General features: G+C 37.4%; 16 protein-coding genes and 1 pseudogene. 8 read left to right on the top strand and 9 right to left on the bottom strand.

The features are described 5' to 3' along the window. Positions 1 to 97: 97 nt before the first annotated feature. Complete coding sequence (locus tag CDA10_RS15480; protein ID WP_089606476.1) at positions 98 to 973, bottom strand: metal-dependent hydrolase; 876 nt, start codon at positions 971 to 973, stop codon at positions 98 to 100. Positions 974 to 1,024: 51 nt separating this feature from the next. Beyond that, positions 1,025 to 1,900, bottom strand: a complete 876-nt coding sequence (locus CDA10_RS15485) for a metal-dependent hydrolase (RefSeq protein WP_089606477.1) — start codon at positions 1,898 to 1,900, stop codon at positions 1,025 to 1,027. Between the two features lie 150 nt (positions 1,901 to 2,050). On the opposite strand from CDA10_RS15485, the gene CDA10_RS15490 reads away from it, so the two are divergent. Next, the gene (locus tag CDA10_RS15490) at positions 2,051 to 3,085 is read left to right on the top strand and encodes an AraC family transcriptional regulator (protein ID WP_089606478.1); all 1,035 of its coding nucleotides are present in this window, start codon (positions 2,051 to 2,053) and stop codon (positions 3,083 to 3,085) included. 68 nt (positions 3,086 to 3,153) lie between these two features. Here the strand turns inward: CDA10_RS15490 and CDA10_RS15495 are convergent, their stop codons facing one another. Then, positions 3,154 to 4,494 (bottom strand): Na+/H+ antiporter NhaC family protein, encoded by a 1,341-nt coding sequence (locus CDA10_RS15495; protein WP_089606479.1) that lies wholly within the window; start codon positions 4,492 to 4,494, stop codon positions 3,154 to 3,156. A 360-nt stretch (positions 4,495 to 4,854) separates the two neighbouring features. On the opposite strand from CDA10_RS15495, the gene trpA reads away from it, so the two are divergent. From trpA to CDA10_RS15515, 4 genes are read left to right on the top strand one after another with little or no spacing between them, the layout of a single operon-like run. Then, positions 4,855 to 5,658 (top strand): tryptophan synthase subunit alpha, encoded by an 804-nt coding sequence (gene trpA / locus CDA10_RS15500; RefSeq protein WP_089606480.1) that lies wholly within the window; start codon positions 4,855 to 4,857, stop codon positions 5,656 to 5,658. After that, complete coding sequence (gene accD / locus CDA10_RS15505) at positions 5,655 to 6,551, top strand: acetyl-CoA carboxylase, carboxyltransferase subunit beta (RefSeq protein WP_089606481.1); 897 nt, start codon at positions 5,655 to 5,657, stop codon at positions 6,549 to 6,551. The genes trpA and accD overlap by 4 nt, the downstream gene beginning before the upstream one ends. Beyond that, positions 6,548 to 7,837: a bifunctional tetrahydrofolate synthase/dihydrofolate synthase gene (gene folC, locus CDA10_RS15510; protein WP_089606482.1), complete on the top strand. Its 1,290-nt coding sequence runs from the start codon at positions 6,548 to 6,550 to the stop codon at positions 7,835 to 7,837. The genes accD and folC overlap by 4 nt, the downstream gene beginning before the upstream one ends. After that, on the top strand, positions 7,828 to 8,889 hold the full coding sequence (locus CDA10_RS15515; RefSeq protein ID WP_089606483.1) for an SPOR domain-containing protein: 1,062 nt from the start codon (positions 7,828 to 7,830) through the stop codon (positions 8,887 to 8,889). Before folC ends, CDA10_RS15515 begins: the two co-directional genes overlap by 10 nt. A gap of 22 nt (positions 8,890 to 8,911) precedes the next feature. Here CDA10_RS15515 and CDA10_RS15520 read toward each other — a convergent pair whose 3' ends face one another. The 3 genes and pseudogenes from CDA10_RS15520 to CDA10_RS15530 form a co-directional block, all read right to left on the bottom strand. Further along, positions 8,912 to 9,499 (bottom strand): dual specificity protein phosphatase family protein, encoded by a 588-nt coding sequence (locus CDA10_RS15520; RefSeq protein WP_089606502.1) that lies wholly within the window; start codon positions 9,497 to 9,499, stop codon positions 8,912 to 8,914. A 5-nt stretch (positions 9,500 to 9,504) separates the two neighbouring features. Beyond that, complete coding sequence (locus CDA10_RS15525; RefSeq protein ID WP_089606484.1) at positions 9,505 to 10,320, bottom strand: MBL fold metallo-hydrolase; 816 nt, start codon at positions 10,318 to 10,320, stop codon at positions 9,505 to 9,507. 189 nt (positions 10,321 to 10,509) lie between these two features. After that, positions 10,510 to 11,387 (bottom strand): annotated as a pseudogene (locus tag CDA10_RS15530) (IS982 family transposase). A 128-nt stretch (positions 11,388 to 11,515) separates the two neighbouring features. On the opposite strand from CDA10_RS15530, the gene CDA10_RS15535 reads away from it, so the two are divergent. Beyond that, complete coding sequence (locus CDA10_RS15535; protein ID WP_089606485.1) at positions 11,516 to 12,325, top strand: DUF695 domain-containing protein; 810 nt, start codon at positions 11,516 to 11,518, stop codon at positions 12,323 to 12,325. Positions 12,326 to 12,462: 137 nt separating this feature from the next. On the opposite strand, the gene CDA10_RS15540 is transcribed toward CDA10_RS15535, so the two are convergent. The 3 genes from CDA10_RS15540 to CDA10_RS15550 all read right to left on the bottom strand — a co-directional run bounded on the left by CDA10_RS15540 (position 12,463) and on the right by CDA10_RS15550 (position 14,372). After that, positions 12,463 to 12,729 carry a hypothetical protein gene (locus tag CDA10_RS15540; RefSeq protein ID WP_089606486.1) on the bottom strand — a complete coding sequence of 89 codons (267 nt, stop codon included), beginning with the start codon at positions 12,727 to 12,729 and terminating at the stop codon, positions 12,463 to 12,465. 103 nt (positions 12,730 to 12,832) lie between these two features. After that, positions 12,833 to 13,450, bottom strand: coding sequence for an L-threonylcarbamoyladenylate synthase (locus CDA10_RS15545; RefSeq protein ID WP_089606487.1), 618 nt, complete (start codon positions 13,448 to 13,450; stop codon positions 12,833 to 12,835). Positions 13,451 to 13,709: 259 nt separating this feature from the next. Next, on the bottom strand, positions 13,710 to 14,372 hold the full coding sequence (locus tag CDA10_RS15550; protein WP_089606488.1) for an elongation factor P hydroxylase: 663 nt from the start codon (positions 14,370 to 14,372) through the stop codon (positions 13,710 to 13,712). A gap of 97 nt (positions 14,373 to 14,469) precedes the next feature. On the opposite strand from CDA10_RS15550, the gene CDA10_RS15555 reads away from it, so the two are divergent. Together CDA10_RS15555 and rpmF are read left to right on the top strand one after the other, a co-directional pair. Beyond that, on the top strand, positions 14,470 to 15,033 hold the full coding sequence (locus CDA10_RS15555) for a YceD family protein (protein WP_089606489.1): 564 nt from the start codon (positions 14,470 to 14,472) through the stop codon (positions 15,031 to 15,033). 74 nt (positions 15,034 to 15,107) lie between these two features. Then, on the top strand, positions 15,108 to 15,293 hold the full coding sequence (gene rpmF / locus CDA10_RS15560; RefSeq protein ID WP_004922151.1) for a 50S ribosomal protein L32: 186 nt from the start codon (positions 15,108 to 15,110) through the stop codon (positions 15,291 to 15,293). Positions 15,294 to 15,405 lie beyond the last annotated feature (112 nt).

Below are 15,405 nucleotides of genomic sequence, written 5' to 3' on the forward strand. Positions count from 1 at the left end.
CATCACGTCATGTCATGCCAATTTTAAGTTTAAAGATGTCAGTTTTAATCAATCAATAAACATGGTTTTATTCAGAACTTTTAAAATCTTGAATGTATTACAGTGCTGCTTGCCAAAATGCTTCACCCGCCTGTATTGGGTCATTGGTCTCGGCTAGCATATCTACCCAAGTTTGATATTGACGAATCATTGGATGTTGATTTGGATGAAAATCTTTTTTAAACCAATCCAAATATTGGCGATGCATTGCTGTTAATTTGCCATTTCTTCCAAAAAACCAAGGAATACCTTGAACTGTCATTTTGGCACGTTGTAAGCCTGTATAACCATCATATTTCAACATCACATTGGCACGATAAAAAGTAAATCCGAACATGAGTAATGTGATATTGGCCAATGCAAATTTACGTAAGCTTTCTGGTACTTCACCTACATTTTTCATCACATCATAAGCCACATCCCGATGTTCCATTTCTTCTATGGCATGCCATGCAAACAGTGCACGAACATAGGGATGAACTTCAGCTAAAGTTTCTTTTTTGTTGTAGAAGGTTTCAGCCATCAGTGCTGTTAGGTGTTCAGCCGCAGCAGTCATAGCGATGTTGTATTGTTTAGAACGATGCTGTTTTAAGTATTTGAAACGTGCAGCTAAAAATTGAGTGAATTGATCTACTGGCATCCCTTGATGCTTCATTTCTTCATTCATTTTGTCATGTGCAATACCGTGTTGTGCTTCTTGTTTGATAAAGTCTGTTACACGTTGTTGTAACACATGATCAGTAATTTTATCTCTTAAAGCACGAACACTTTCAATGAAGTAACGTTCGCCTACAGGAAAAGTGAGGCTAAGTGCATCAAACATCCGAGTACGAAAAGGATCATTGCCGAACCAAAATCGTGGTACTTCATTGAGTTTGAAATCCAAATCGCTACGAACGACAGGATCAACTTGATATTTTACTTGAGCGTTCATTGTCGTATTCTCACAAGGTTTTAATTCATAAGGTACTATAAAATATGATTTTTATAATGCTGCTAGCCAAAAAGCCTCACCTGCTTGTATTGGATCATTGGTTTCGGCCATAGTGTCAACCCAAACTTGATATTGACGAATTACAGGGTGTTGGCTTGGATGAAAATCTTTTTTAAACCAATCTAAATATTCATTTTTCATAGCGATGAGCATTCCTTTTTTACCAAAGAACCACGGAAGCCCCTTATAAGCCATTTTTAAACGATCAAGACGACTGAAACCATCATATTTGAGCATAACATCAGCACGGTATAAGGTGAAACTGAACATCATCACTGTAGTAAAAGCGAGAGAAAAGCGGCGCAGGTTTTCTGGAACTTCACCAACTTCACGCATCACATCAAATGCAACGTCACGATGTTCCATTTCCTCAATAGAATGCCAAGCCAGCAATGCACGTACATAAGGATGTGCTTCTGCCAAAGTTTCTTTTTTACTATAGAAGGTTTCAGCCATCAGGGCAGTCAAATGCTCAGCTGCTGCTGTCATGGCAATGTTGTATTGTGGTGAACGCTGACTTAGTTCGAATTTAAAAAGTTTATTTAGAAACGTAATAAATTGATCAACAGGCATACCTTGCTCTTTCATGACTTTGTTCATTTTGTCATGCGCCATACCATGCTGAGCTTCTTGACGAATAAAGTCAGCAACACGTTGTTGTAAATCAGGATCAGTAATTTTGTCGCGAAATAGTCGAACACTTTCAATAAAATAACGTTCACCATCTGGGAAAGTTAAGCTCAGTGCATCAAATACGCGAGTACGAAAAGGGTCTCCACCAAACCAAAAACGTGGAACTTCACTCAGTTTAAAATCGAGTTTGGTGCGAACCACAGGTTCTACTTGATATGTTACTAATGCATTCATTTTATTTTACTTGCATCACCTTTGATACTTTCAGTATGTCGGTGTTTTTCAACTTTGTTTTGACAGATGTTGACATTTTTTATACATTTTACGACATAATGAAAATTTAGAATGTCAAACTATCAATCAACAGGATAAAAACATAAGCTGATGCAAGAATTACAAATACCGAATGGATACTTTCATCTTTGGCAGATGTATTTGTCTGAGCGAGGGATTGATGCTTTGACTGCTGATTTCTTGAAAGATGAACGGGCGCATTTACAAGCAATCTTGGCATTGCCTATAGACACTCAATCTTCTTATTTATTTTTTCAGCAGAATATTGAAAAAACCAAGCAAGCTTTAGATTGTCCTCAGATTATTTTTGAAATGGCAGAATATGTGCGGCCTGAGCATTTTGGTGTTTTAGGTTATATGGCTTCACGGAGCACTACTGTTGCTGAAGCGCTACAAAATATTTTGCGTTTCAGTCGTTTAGTGATTGATGGTGAACATGTTATTCCGATGCAAATGGAGTTCAAAGGGCAACAAGTACATTTGATTTGGCCATTTCATCATGAAAAATATATTCTAATTAATGAACTTACCAATGCCTTGATGATGCATTTGGCACGTAAAATCGTACCTGCGAATCAGTTCTTATTACAGGAGGTGAATTTCGCACATCCACCACAAATGGCAATTTACCATTATCAAAAATTTTATGGTTGTCAGGTCACTTTTAATAAAGCTGAGTATAGTTTTGTTTTAGGTTTAGAGGGCTTGAATGTAAAAATACAACAGGCTGACCCTTCTTTGATGCAATTGTTGGTTAAGCAAGCGGAGGATGCACTTGCTTCTAAGCCTCGACATGAAACCTTACCACAGCATTTGCATTTTATTGTGGCGGAATATTTAAGATTGAAGGAGCAAGCGCCTAAAATTGAAGATATTGCACTTGAATTAAATATCTCAACAAGAACTTTACAGCGCCAGTTGAATGATTTTGATACGTCATTTAAGAAGATTGTTGAAACTGAACGCATGAAGCGTTGTGAGTTATTGTTGGGCAGTAATATTCAGTTTACTGAAATCGCAATGCGTTTGGGGTATTCAGATCAGTCTGCATTGGCAAGAGCATATAAAGCTTTTAGTGGGCAGACTTTATTACAAAAGAAAGTACAGTTAAAAGATAAGCAATAAAAAAGGTGAGCATAAGTACTCACCTTTTAGATTTATCTCAAATCTTTAATTTGTTAAAGTTTTAGTGATCAAAGTAATGCATGATTTTTTAATTTAGGGTATCTAAATACAATTGCCAGTACTGCAAAAATAGCCAACACCCAACAATAATAAATAGAACTGATCAGTTCTATAGGGGATAATTTTGCAATCGAGCAAGCCAAGAGTAGTTGAGCACCGTAAGGAATAATGCCTTGTACCACACATGAAAAGATGTCCATAAATGCAGCAGCACGTTTTGGGTCTACATCATATTCTTTGGCAACTTCTCTCGCCATATCGCCTGATAAAATAATCGCAACGGTATTATTGGCAACAAAGATATTGGAAAATACCACCAAGAAACTAATCCCAATTTCACCGGCACGTTGTTTCCCGACTTTAAATAAGCGTGTGACGCTATAGATACGTTGAATCAACCATTCTAACCCACCTTCTTTTTGCATGATCGCAGAAAGACCGCCCAACAGCATAGACAATAATGCGACCTCAAACATGCCTTCAAAACCTGAATAAATTGCATTATTCAGTTTTAAAAAATCGAAGTGAGGTGTTTCAATGAGTCCTATTAAGCCTGAAAAGACAACACCTATGCTCAGTACAGCTAAGACATGCAATCGGCTAAAGGCTAGAAAAAATACCGCAAGATAAGGCAGAATCAGCCAAAAATTATAGTCTTTATATTCGATGGATTGTGAATCATGATTGGTCAATATATAGATTAAAATCGTTATGATTGCAGCAGGTAGCGCAATCCAGACATTGACTCGAAATTTATCTCTTAATTCCACATTTAAGCTGCGTGTCGCGGCAATGGTGGTGTCTGAAATCATCGATAAGTTATCACCAAACATTGCACCACTGACTACTGCACCTACTGCATAAACAGCTTGGATATCTGTTGCTTGAGAAAAACCAAAGGCGATTGGCGCACAAGCCGCGATAGTTCCCATTGAAGTCCCCATAGCTGTTGCGACAAATGCTGAGATCACAAACAGCATTGGCAGTACAAACTCAGGTGGAATGATCGATAGGCCAAATTGCACGGTTGCATCGACACTCCCTATGGCATTGGATACACTGGCAAATGCACCTGCGAGCATGAAGACCATAAACATCAGAATGAGGTTGGGATGGCTCGCACCTTGGAGGAATTCTTCAATCGCCGTATTTAATTTCCCGCGGTAGAGTAAGATTGCCAAAATAATGGCAGGCAAAGCAGCGATAGGCGCTTTGATTTGATAAAATGCAAATTCAGTTCCAATGAGTGTGTGATAGATACCACTGCCTAAAAAGATGGCTAAAAATACAATAAGTGGTAATAGCGCAAGCCCACGAGCTTGCACTTTACTGTGTGGGAGAGTGGTCATAACATATGAATAAAAGAGATAAGCCCGTATAGTATAAACAGCTTTTGCTATTTCATTAAAATTAAAATCAGACGATTTTGTATCTCATTATTGTGATATTTGAATGATTTAATTTATGTTTATTAAATTATTTATAAATTTGAAAAAAGCAAAAATTAGGTAGCTTTGATCATTGTCCAAAATTTTAAAATAGCGCTAAATGTAGCACATAGGTTGTTCGTTATTTTGTATAAATATGAGATAACATTGTGCTACTGAGTTACTCTGTTCAATGAGTAAAAAATAGCGTTACAATGTAATGTCTTGTATTTTTACAAAACAAACTCCTCAAGTTTAACAATCCAAGGAATGTACAACCCTATGTCACGTTTAGCCACTCGATTTGCACAGCTTAAATCTCAACAGCGTAAAGCATTGGTTTCTTATGTTATGGCGGGTGATCCTCAACCACATGTAACGGTTCCTTTGTTACATCAAATGGTTGAAGCGGGCGTAGACGTACTTGAGCTTGGATTGCCATTTTCAGATCCAATGGCAGATGGTCCAGTGATTGCATTGGCTGCTGAACGTGCTTTAGCAGCGGGTACCAATACCTTAGATGCTTTGAATATGGTCAAAGAATTTCGTCAAAAAGACACCTCAACACCTGTTGTTTTGATGGGTTATTTAAACCCTGTAGAAGTGATTGGTTATGAAAAATTCGTGGCTTATGCGAATGAGTGTGGTGTCGATGGTTTACTTTTGGTGGATTTACCGCCTGAAGAAGCCAAAGATTTGGACGAAGTATTGAAGAAATATGATATGGATCAAATCTTCCTACTTGCACCAACATCTACAGATGAACGAATTCAACATGTGGTAAAACAAGCCAGTGGCTTTATTTACTATGTGTCACTTAAAGGTGTGACTGGTGCTGCAACTTTAGATACCACTGAAGTCGCAACACGTATTCAAAAAATCAAATCATTTACAGAGATTCCTGTTGGTGTAGGTTTTGGTATTAGCGATGCAAGTTCTGCAAAAGCTGTCGGGCAGGTTGCAGATGCTGTGATTGTCGGAAGTGCATTTGTAAAACCTTTTGCAAACTTAGCACCAGAACAAGCCGTGGAAGCAGCGGTGAATAAAGTCAAGGAGCTTCGAGCAGCGCTCGATGAGTTAGTATGAATCAAGACGTAAAATCAGGGAAAATTCTCAGTCCTATTACCCCGTGGACAGATCGTTCGATTCCAGGCATTCATATGCCAAATCAGCAACAAACACTCAAAGCGACATTTACAGAACCGACCATTGAGTGCCCTGAGTGTCATGCTTTGGTGACTCGTACAGCAATGTCTTTCAATGCTTATGTTTGCCCATCATGCGATGAACATTTGAAAATGAAGGCACGAGATCGTTTAAATTGGTTCTTCGACAATGTTACAGCGGAACTTGGTCAAGAGTTTGCTGCAAAAGACCCGCTACATTTTGTAGATAGCAAACCTTATCCTGAACGTATGAAAGAAGCACAGGATAAGACTGGTGAAACTGAAGCATTAGTCGTTATGCAAGGTCAGTTAAAAAATATCTCATTGGTTGCTTGTGCATTTGAATTTGACTTTATGGGCGGCTCAATGGGTACTGTGGTTGGGGATCGTTTTGTGCAAGCTGCTGAAAAAGCCATTGCAACTCAACAACCTTTGATCTGTTTTGCAGCTTCGGGCGGCGCGCGTATGCAAGAAGGCATGTTGTCTTTGATGCAAATGGCACGTACTTCAGCAGCCATTCAAAAAATGAAAGATGCGCATTTACCTTATATCGTTGTATTAACACATCCAGTTTATGGTGGCGTAACGGCATCATTGGCAATGTTAGGTGATGTACATATCGCAGAACCCAAAGCGATGATTGGTTTTGCGGGTAAGCGTGTGATTGAACAAACTGTTCGTGAGAAATTAGAAGAGCCATTCCAACGTGCAGAATTCTTGCTTGATCATGGTGTAATCGATCAAATTGTTCATCGTCATGCATTACGTGATACTGTATATCGAATAGTGGCGAAACTGATGAATTTGTCTTGAACAATACAGCACCTTTAAATACAGATGATTTACAAACATGGCTCGATTATTGGAGCCATGTTCACGTTACAGGAATTGATTTAGGCTTAGAACGCGTCATTCCTGTCGCGGAAGCACTTGGTGTAATGAAACCAAATGCTAAAGTTTTGACTGTCGCAGGAACCAATGGCAAGGGTTCAACAACGACAACACTTGCTGCAATTTTGAATGCGCAGGGTTTAAATGTTGGTTTGTATCAGTCACCACATATTTATCGTTTTAATGAGCGGGTCAAACTTGCTGGGCAAGAGGTGAGTGACCAAACGCTGATTGATGCTTTTGTACAAGTTGATCAAGCTCGCCGTGAATGTAATTTAACTTTATCTTTTTTTGAAGCTACGACACTGGCTGCATTTGTTATTTTTAAACAAAAAAAATGTGATGTATGGGTACTTGAAGTTGGTTTAGGTGGTCGTTTGGATGTAGTCAATGTGATTGATCCTGATGTTGCTGTAATTACCAATATTGGCTTAGACCATACCGACTGGCTTGGTGATAGCATTGAAAAGATTGCTTTTGAAAAAGCAGGCATTATTCGTCCAAATATTCCAGTGGTTTTTGCAGGTCATCAAGACATACCACAAGCCATTCAAAATAAAGTAGAGCAATGCCAAGCCCAACTTTATGCAGTGAATCGAGATTATTTTTATGCTGCTTCAAATGAAGATGAACAATCATGGGATTTTGCCAGTTCAGGTACAACGCTAAAACTTCCAGTGGGTACTTTGGCACTAGAAAATATTTCGACCGCGGTGGCAGCGATTTTAGTGAGTGGTTTAAACATTTCACAAGAAGCAATTGCACGTGGAATTGAAACGGCTCAGTTACAAGGTCGTTTTGAAATTAGAAAAATTAAAGACAAAACCGTCATTTTTGATGCAGGACATAATCCGCATGGTGTAGATTTTTTGTTAAATCAATTGCGAAAATTCTTAGAATACAATAAACAGTACACAGAAGTTGTTTCAATTTTTTCAATGCTGTCTGACAAGGATATAAATTCTGTGGTCAAGTTATTGAAAAATACTGTGTTAAAGTGGAAAATTGCACCATTAACTGTGCCTCGTGCAGCATCAATGGAACAATTACAAACAGCATTGCAGGGTGAAACAGTCGAACAATTCAATTGTGTACAAGCAGCATTTCAATCAGCGCTTGCAGATACAGAAAATAATCAGCTGATTTTGGTGTGCGGTTCGTTCCATACCTTAGAAGCGGTCTGGGAGTATTTAGAAGAATGTCAATGAATAACAAACAACGCTGGATGGGTGCTGTTGTTTTATTAAGTGGTGGTGTTTTATTAGCGGCATTGCTTCTAAAAGGTAAAGAAGAAATTCACCAAAATCAGGTACAGCAGCAACCTGCTGAACATGTTCAGCAAAATCAAAACACTCCTGCTGGCGAAGCTGTTCAATTACAACCATTAACGGTTGATGTTGCGACAGAAAAACGTTTACTTGAAGAACAGAAACGTGCGCGTGAAAAAGCGGTCGCAGAGCAAGAAGCAAAAGCAGCTGAATTTTTACGAATGCAGCAACAAGCGGAAGCAGATGCTGCTCGTAAAGCGGCAGAAGAATATGCTGCCATGAATGCAAGACGTGGTGCTGCTGCGCAAGAAGGCACAGATATTCCACCTGAGTTGGTTCAAGATGAAAAAGCCAAAGCTCAACAAAAAGCAGCTGAACAGAAGCAACTTGAACAACAAAATGCACAATTAAAGCAAAAAACAGATGCTGAAAAGAAGTTAGCTGAGCAGAAGCGTCAAGCTACTGCAGATGCAGTGAAGAAAGCCGAAGAAGATAAGAAACGTCAATTAGAGGCAGAGAAAAAAGTAGAAGCAGAAAAGAAAGCAGCTGATGAGAAAAAACGTAAGCTAGAAGAACAGCGTAAATTAGAGGAACAACGTAAGGCTGAAGTAGAGAAAAAGATAGCTGCCGATAAAAAGATAGAGGCTGAGCAAAAAGCTGAAGCAGAGAAAAAACGTAAAGCGCAAGAAGATGCGAAGAAAAAAGCAGAAGCCGAAAAAGCACGTGATCTATTGGAAAATGGTGATAAGCAATGGATGGTACAAGTTGCACTTGCTGCCAATGAAGCCAATGCCGATGCCGTCGCTGCAAAACTGCGTGCAAAAGGTTATAAAGTCACGAAAAGCCCAACATCTAAGGGTGTACGTATTATGGTTGGGCCTTCTAAAGATCGTGAAACAGCGGATTCTGCTCGTAAGAAAATCAACTCAGATGCAAGTTTGGGTATGAAGTCTGCTTGGGTGATCGAATGGGTACCTTTAGATCGTCGTTAATAATGATGAATAAATAGATACTTTAAGATGGATTCGCGAGTTGCTCACGAATCCATTTTACATTTTCAGGGGTAAATAATTTTTCAATATTTACCCAAATTGGATGAAAACCATAACCACCGTGTTTCATCTCATTTAAAGCATCATCAATTGACCAATTTTCAAAAATGATTCGGTACATTGCAACACTTGCCCCAGTACGATCCGAACCGTGATAGCAATGGATGAGTACCTTTTGCTTTTTTTGTTCAGCAGCCTGAATGGTCTGCATCACCATTAACAAATCATTTCGATTGATGGCCCAAGTATTGATGGGGACATGTACCAATTTAAAAGATTGCTTCGCCAGTACAGATTGATCTTTATCTCGACTTCTTAAATTAATCACGATATCAATACGATTTTTCTCAAGCTCTGTTATGACTTCAGCACTGGGTTGTTCGCTACGATATACTGTCTGACTAATTTGATAGAAATTATGTTGTTTATTGACAAGTTTTCCCCATTGCTGAGGGCGTTCATTTTCAGCAATGGTCGGTGTGGTCATACACCCAGTCAGTTGTAAACTGATTGCCAATAAAATGGAACAACTTAAATACTTAGATTTCATCATGATCATTGTAAAATATATCGCTCTAATTCAAGGGGATCGTGTGCACAGATGATTTCGATTTTAGGCTCATTTTGTGCGAGATGCTGTAATTGTGATAGCGTTTTTAAACGAAGCATATTGTTATCTGCTAATAAATATTCAATTTTATCGAGTGCTCTTAATTTATTTTTAGGATTTAACTCTAGATGATTGAAATAGGCATCACCACAAAACAATAACCATCCATCTTGTTGTTTAATTGCAATTCCACAATGCCCTGCGGTATGTCCTACTAAGGGAATCAACAAAATTTCATCATTAAAAATACTAAAGCCTTGTACTTTATGGAAGTTAAACCATGCTTCACCATTTTTAGGCTCAAGAAAATTCCAGTAACGATGATTTTTAAATTGTTGCGGTCGGTATCGTAATTTATTCATTACGAATAGTTTTTGTGCAGCGTTAAATTCACTGGATAAGATGTGAATGGTTGCATGTGGAAAGTCCGAAATACCACCTGCATGGTCTAGGTCTAAATGACTGACTAAAATATGCTTAACATCTGAGGGCTTAAAGCCCAACTGTTGAATCTGCGAAATAGCTGTGAGATTAAAATCAGATTGAATCGCACTTATTTTTGAAAAAGCTTTACCTAAACGAGTTTGTGGATGTAGGTAGTCTTGCATACCAAATCCAGTATCGATTAGAACTAAACCTTGATCAGTTTCCACCAGTAAACAGTGGCAAACCATTTTGGCGTATAAGCCTTTTTGTCCATATAGCGGCGCACAAATGGGGCACATGGTTCCACAATGAAGATGATGTACGTTGTAAATCATAATTTAAGCATTTGTTTTTAGGATTGTTATTTCGTTTATAAACTGAAATGGGAAAAATACCAATCTAAAAATGATGTAATGTGTTAGTCGATAACAATATTTCAACAGCAAATATTTCTTGTTTAAAGTTGTCGGATAAAGCATATTTTGAAAGTAATTTGAAATTAACCTGAGTTCGATGAAATAAGCTTAATTTGTAATCATGTTTTTGAAAGTAGGTTTATTGGGATTTAAACAATAAGCCACGACTGCCGCCATGATATTCACCATAAAATTATTGACTGAACGGTGACGCGAATGTTCAACTTGATGTAAATTCTTCAATTGATCATTCACCGTCTCAATCAAACCTCGTCGGGATAATAACTCTTTTTCATGTAATGTTTTTGGTTGTGCATGCTTCATATTCTTACGCGAGGGTGTTAATAATTTTAACCCTCTAGCGGCTAAAGCCTCTGCTTTTGCTTTACTCAGATAGCCTTTATCACCAAGTAATATTCCCTTTAACTCTAAAGTAAGTGCTTCAATGACTGCTACATCATGGACATTGCCTGATGTAACTTTTAAGTTAATGATTTTACCTAAACTATTGATCACAATATGCAATTTAAATCCATAAAACCACCCTGTACTACTTTTCCCACGGTTTGCTAAGTCTTTAAATACATGGTGTCTTTTAATTCTGAGATTATGACAAACCACTAATTTAGTTGAATCGATAATACTAACACCTGTGTCTGTTCCTTTGACTTGATGAAAGAAACAGCTTAATGCTTGTAAACAACGAGGCATAATTTCAATAAAACGGTTATAGCTAAGAAGTTTAGGGAAAGCTGATTTCCAGAAAGGAACGACCATGTAACAATAAAAATATTTAAAGAATCTATAACCCCTTGCGAGTAATAACTCTCATGAAATAAGATCACAATTGTCATGACTTCAGATAGGCTTAAAGCTGATTTTTGTGTTGATTGATTCTGATCAGAAATCAGGGATTTCTCTAAAGATTCATTAAATATTTTGCAAAAATCATCCAAAATACAAAATAATTCGGTAATATGATCCATAGAAAAGCCTTGTGTTGTAATGTTTTGTCTTGAGAACCAATACGTTACAAACACTAAGGCTTTTTTCTACTCTTTTTTTATATCGAACTCAGGTTGAAATTAGTAATTTTTTATAAAAATGGTGGAAAATGGGACTTTTAGATAGATTTTTCAAGAAAAATACTCAAGATAAAGAACAAACTATTCAATTACCTCAAGATTGGGATTTTTATTTATGTGATATAGATGGAAAGGTGGGAAGTTATTTTCTGAATCTCGCTTTAATTAACATTATTCCTATAGTTGAAAAAAGTGCTTTGCTATGGGTTGAGTTGATATTAAATGATCCTAATGGTGATGGCATGACGACAGATCAAGAGTACAACGCTTTGATGTCATTGGAGGATGAATTTATAGCTCAAATTACAAAGAAGCTTAATGCTATTTATGTTGGAAGACTCATACATGATGGAGTTTGTGAGTTCTACTTCTATTTTAAAGAAGATAAATATGAAAAGCAGGGTATTCAACAAATTGTTGATGAATTTGCTAACTACAAAATTAATTTTGGTCTAAAGGATGATCCAAATTGGACGGTTTACCGTGAAAGTATTTATCCAAATATTTATGCCATGCAAAGTATGCAGAATAACCGAGTGATTATGAATCTTGAAAAGCATGGTGATGTTTTGACAGTAAAACGTCCTGTTGAGCATTGGTGTTATTTTCAAACAAATGAAGGAAAAGATATATTTCTTACTGCTATACAAAAAAGAGGCTATGAAGTTATTGATCAGTCATTGAATGAGGAAAGTATAAATCCATATTGTGTACAACTGGTACGCATTGATAGTGTTGAATTGAAGAGTATTAATGAAGTGACTTGGGAATTGGTAGAGTTATGTACTGAAAATGGTGGGGAATATGATGGTTGGGAAACACCGATTATTCGTAATTAAGCAATTTTAGCGATAAATTTCTATTCAATTGCATGAACTTTATCGCTAAAAGAAAAGATTAAATCTAAATCATTATTAAGATGAAATCTTGAACATTTTCCATTGGGGGAAAGTAAAAATAATTTAAAATTAAAAGCTTATGTTGTGGTTTGATGATCAAGAACATGTTCAATGACGAGATAGCAATTGTCTCTTAAACATAGGTTTCGCATTTCGAAACGGAGCAATAATAATCTAAGTTCAGAAATCTTTATAAAATATTTAAAATTCTTTCGGTCATTATTTTGAATTTGAGTTGTCGTTCTGACCTCTACTTCTGATTCAGGTGTCCACGGTTGTTCTACAAATAAAATTTGATCGTTTTGTAGATTGTCAACGTTTAAGAGTGTTGTGAGTAAATCCATAGCATCCCCAAACAACATTTAAAACATTATTTAAAAAGCTAAATGATGATTTTTATAGAAAGCTTTGAAAATTATAATCATGTTTATTTGGAAAAAAAAGCGCTTATTCAAAAGCGCTTACATCACCAACACCTCTACGGATAATTTCAGGATTTGCACCCGATAAATCCACAATACTGGTGGTGGTTAAAGTACCTAAGCCACTATCAATAAACACATCAATACGTTTTTCAAGTTGTTGTTCAATATCATAAGGATCATCCATGGGGGCATCTTGGCCAGGAAGAATCAAAGTACTTGTCAGTAATGGCTCACCTAAAGCTTGAAGTAGCATGTGACATACAGGATTACTTGGAACACGTAAACCAATGGTTTTTTTCTTAGGATGCATCAAACGGCGAGGGACTTCACTGGTCGCAGGTAGAATGAATGTTGTCACTGCAGGAGTGTTTGCTTTAAGCAAACGGTACATTGCATTATCGACTTTTGCATAGGTTGCAATATCAGATAAATCAGCGCAAATGATGGCGTACTGGTGCTTTGCACCTAAGCCACGAATTCGTGCAATGCGTTCCATCGCATTTTTATTTCCAATCTGACAGCCGATAGCATAAGCAGCATCCGTCGGATAGACAATAACATCGCCCGCACGAATGCGCTCAACAGCTTGGTCAATTAGTCTGGTTTGTGGATTGTCAGGATGTACTCTTAAATGCAGCATTATTTTTCTCCTGATTCAAATTCTCTATAGTGATATGGTATTGAAAATAGATGAAATAAAACACTATTATTTGTAATCAATATTAAAAAATAATATATATTGCAAATGTGAATAGATTATTAATCCATTATCAATTTAGCTAAATTTGAAATCAACGCTGTATTTTATAACAATCTAGACCGATTAAATTTTGGGTTCTAAAAGATCCTTAAAAAATCATTCAAAGCTAAAAGAACTTATATTAGAACGATTAAAATATCTAATCTAAATCTTTTCGATTAAATTCTGCGCTGTGTAATGTTTTGCCACTTCTTATTGATGTACAGATACATTCAATTAAGTATTTCGCATCCCGAGGAAGTTGTGCTTCACCTGAAAAATAAGCTTGTACTTGCACAAAAACATTGTCTTTAAACGTTGTACCATTGCCACCTTCACCCGTTAGATTATCCAAAGAAACACGAAATTTCCGACCAAAGGCTTTTGAAAACAACCATTCAATGGCTTGAGGTTTTATTTCCACTTGTTCAAACAAAGCTTGCTGTTCTGCTGTACGACCATCAGGTGCGTACCAATAACCTAAATCAGGCAATAAACGGCGCTTTTCTCCTGCAATCGACCAATGACTGATTTCGTGTAAGGCACTATTGAAAAAACCATGCGCAAATTGAATACGTGCAGGCGCTTGATCTAATGCAGGAAAATACTCAGGTTCGAAGTCTCCGCGGACGAGTTCAACATTTAAGTGGGAAAACCATTGATTAAAGTGTAAGATAAGCCAGTCGACCTGTTGAATTTCACTCTGCAAATCTACCCACTGTAAACGTTGCACATGGGCTATGTTTTCAGCAGAATTTGAAGATAAATGTGTGTTGAACTGTGATGAAGTAGTGACTTCAGGTTGCGGCTGCAACTGATGCATAACTTGTATTACCCAAATGATCTGTCTAAATAAGTACAAAATTGTATCTTAATCTTTGACAGAGTACCGATGAATTTGTAGAATTGCCGCCTTAATTATGTCAGCAAATACCTTTCCGGCACAGATAGAGCCGTTTAAATGGGCTGAACAGGGCTTTAAATGGTCAGGTACACTGCCATTATCTCGCTTTGTTCGAATTTCCCGTGAAGCTGTTGGATCAATTGATGATCAATTGATCACCATAGACTGTAAGCTATCAATGGATGCGTATCATCGTATCGTATGGTTAGATGGTCGTGTAGAAACGAATGTTCCAATGGAGTGCCAACGTTGTTTGGAACCCGTTGAAATACCATTAGTTTCTAACGTACATATAGCTTTAATGGACGATGAGTCACTGATAGAGCGCTTGGATGAGGATGCTGATTTCATCGTGCTAGGTGAAAGTGAAGCGACAACTAAAGGGGATTATGCAAGTAATACCCCCGCAACTGTTGATTTACTTGCACTTTTAGAAGATGAATTGTTATTGTTGATGCCTTTGTCTCCTAAGCATGATGCTTGTGAGCATAAGCATCAACCTGCCGTTCAGGACATTGTCGAAGAAAAACGGGATAACCCGTTTGATGTTTTGGCAAGTTTGAAGGGTAAACTTAACTAAATTTTGTGTTATACTGTTAAGTTAAGACAACCGAATTTGTTCTGATCCATTTTTTCGATTTGTAAGGAGCCATCATGGCCGTTCAGCAAAACCGTAAAAGTCGCTCTCGCCGTGACATGCGCCGTTCACATGACGCTTTAACCGAGAATGCATTAACTGTAGACCAAACTACTGGTGAAACTCATCGCCGTCACCACGTGACTAAAGATGGTATTTACCGTGGTCGTCAATTATTCGCTAAAGCAGCTGATGCTGAATAATTGAGACAGTATTAAGCGTGAGCTTAATGAAAAAAATGGGAGCGAAAGCTCCCTTTTTTTGTTTTTAGTATCTTTGCTTTTTTGTTGTATTTCGCAATTAAAATAATTTTTT

Source organism: Acinetobacter piscicola (genome assembly GCF_002233755.1).
GTDB lineage: Bacteria > Pseudomonadota > Gammaproteobacteria > Pseudomonadales > Moraxellaceae > Acinetobacter > Acinetobacter piscicola.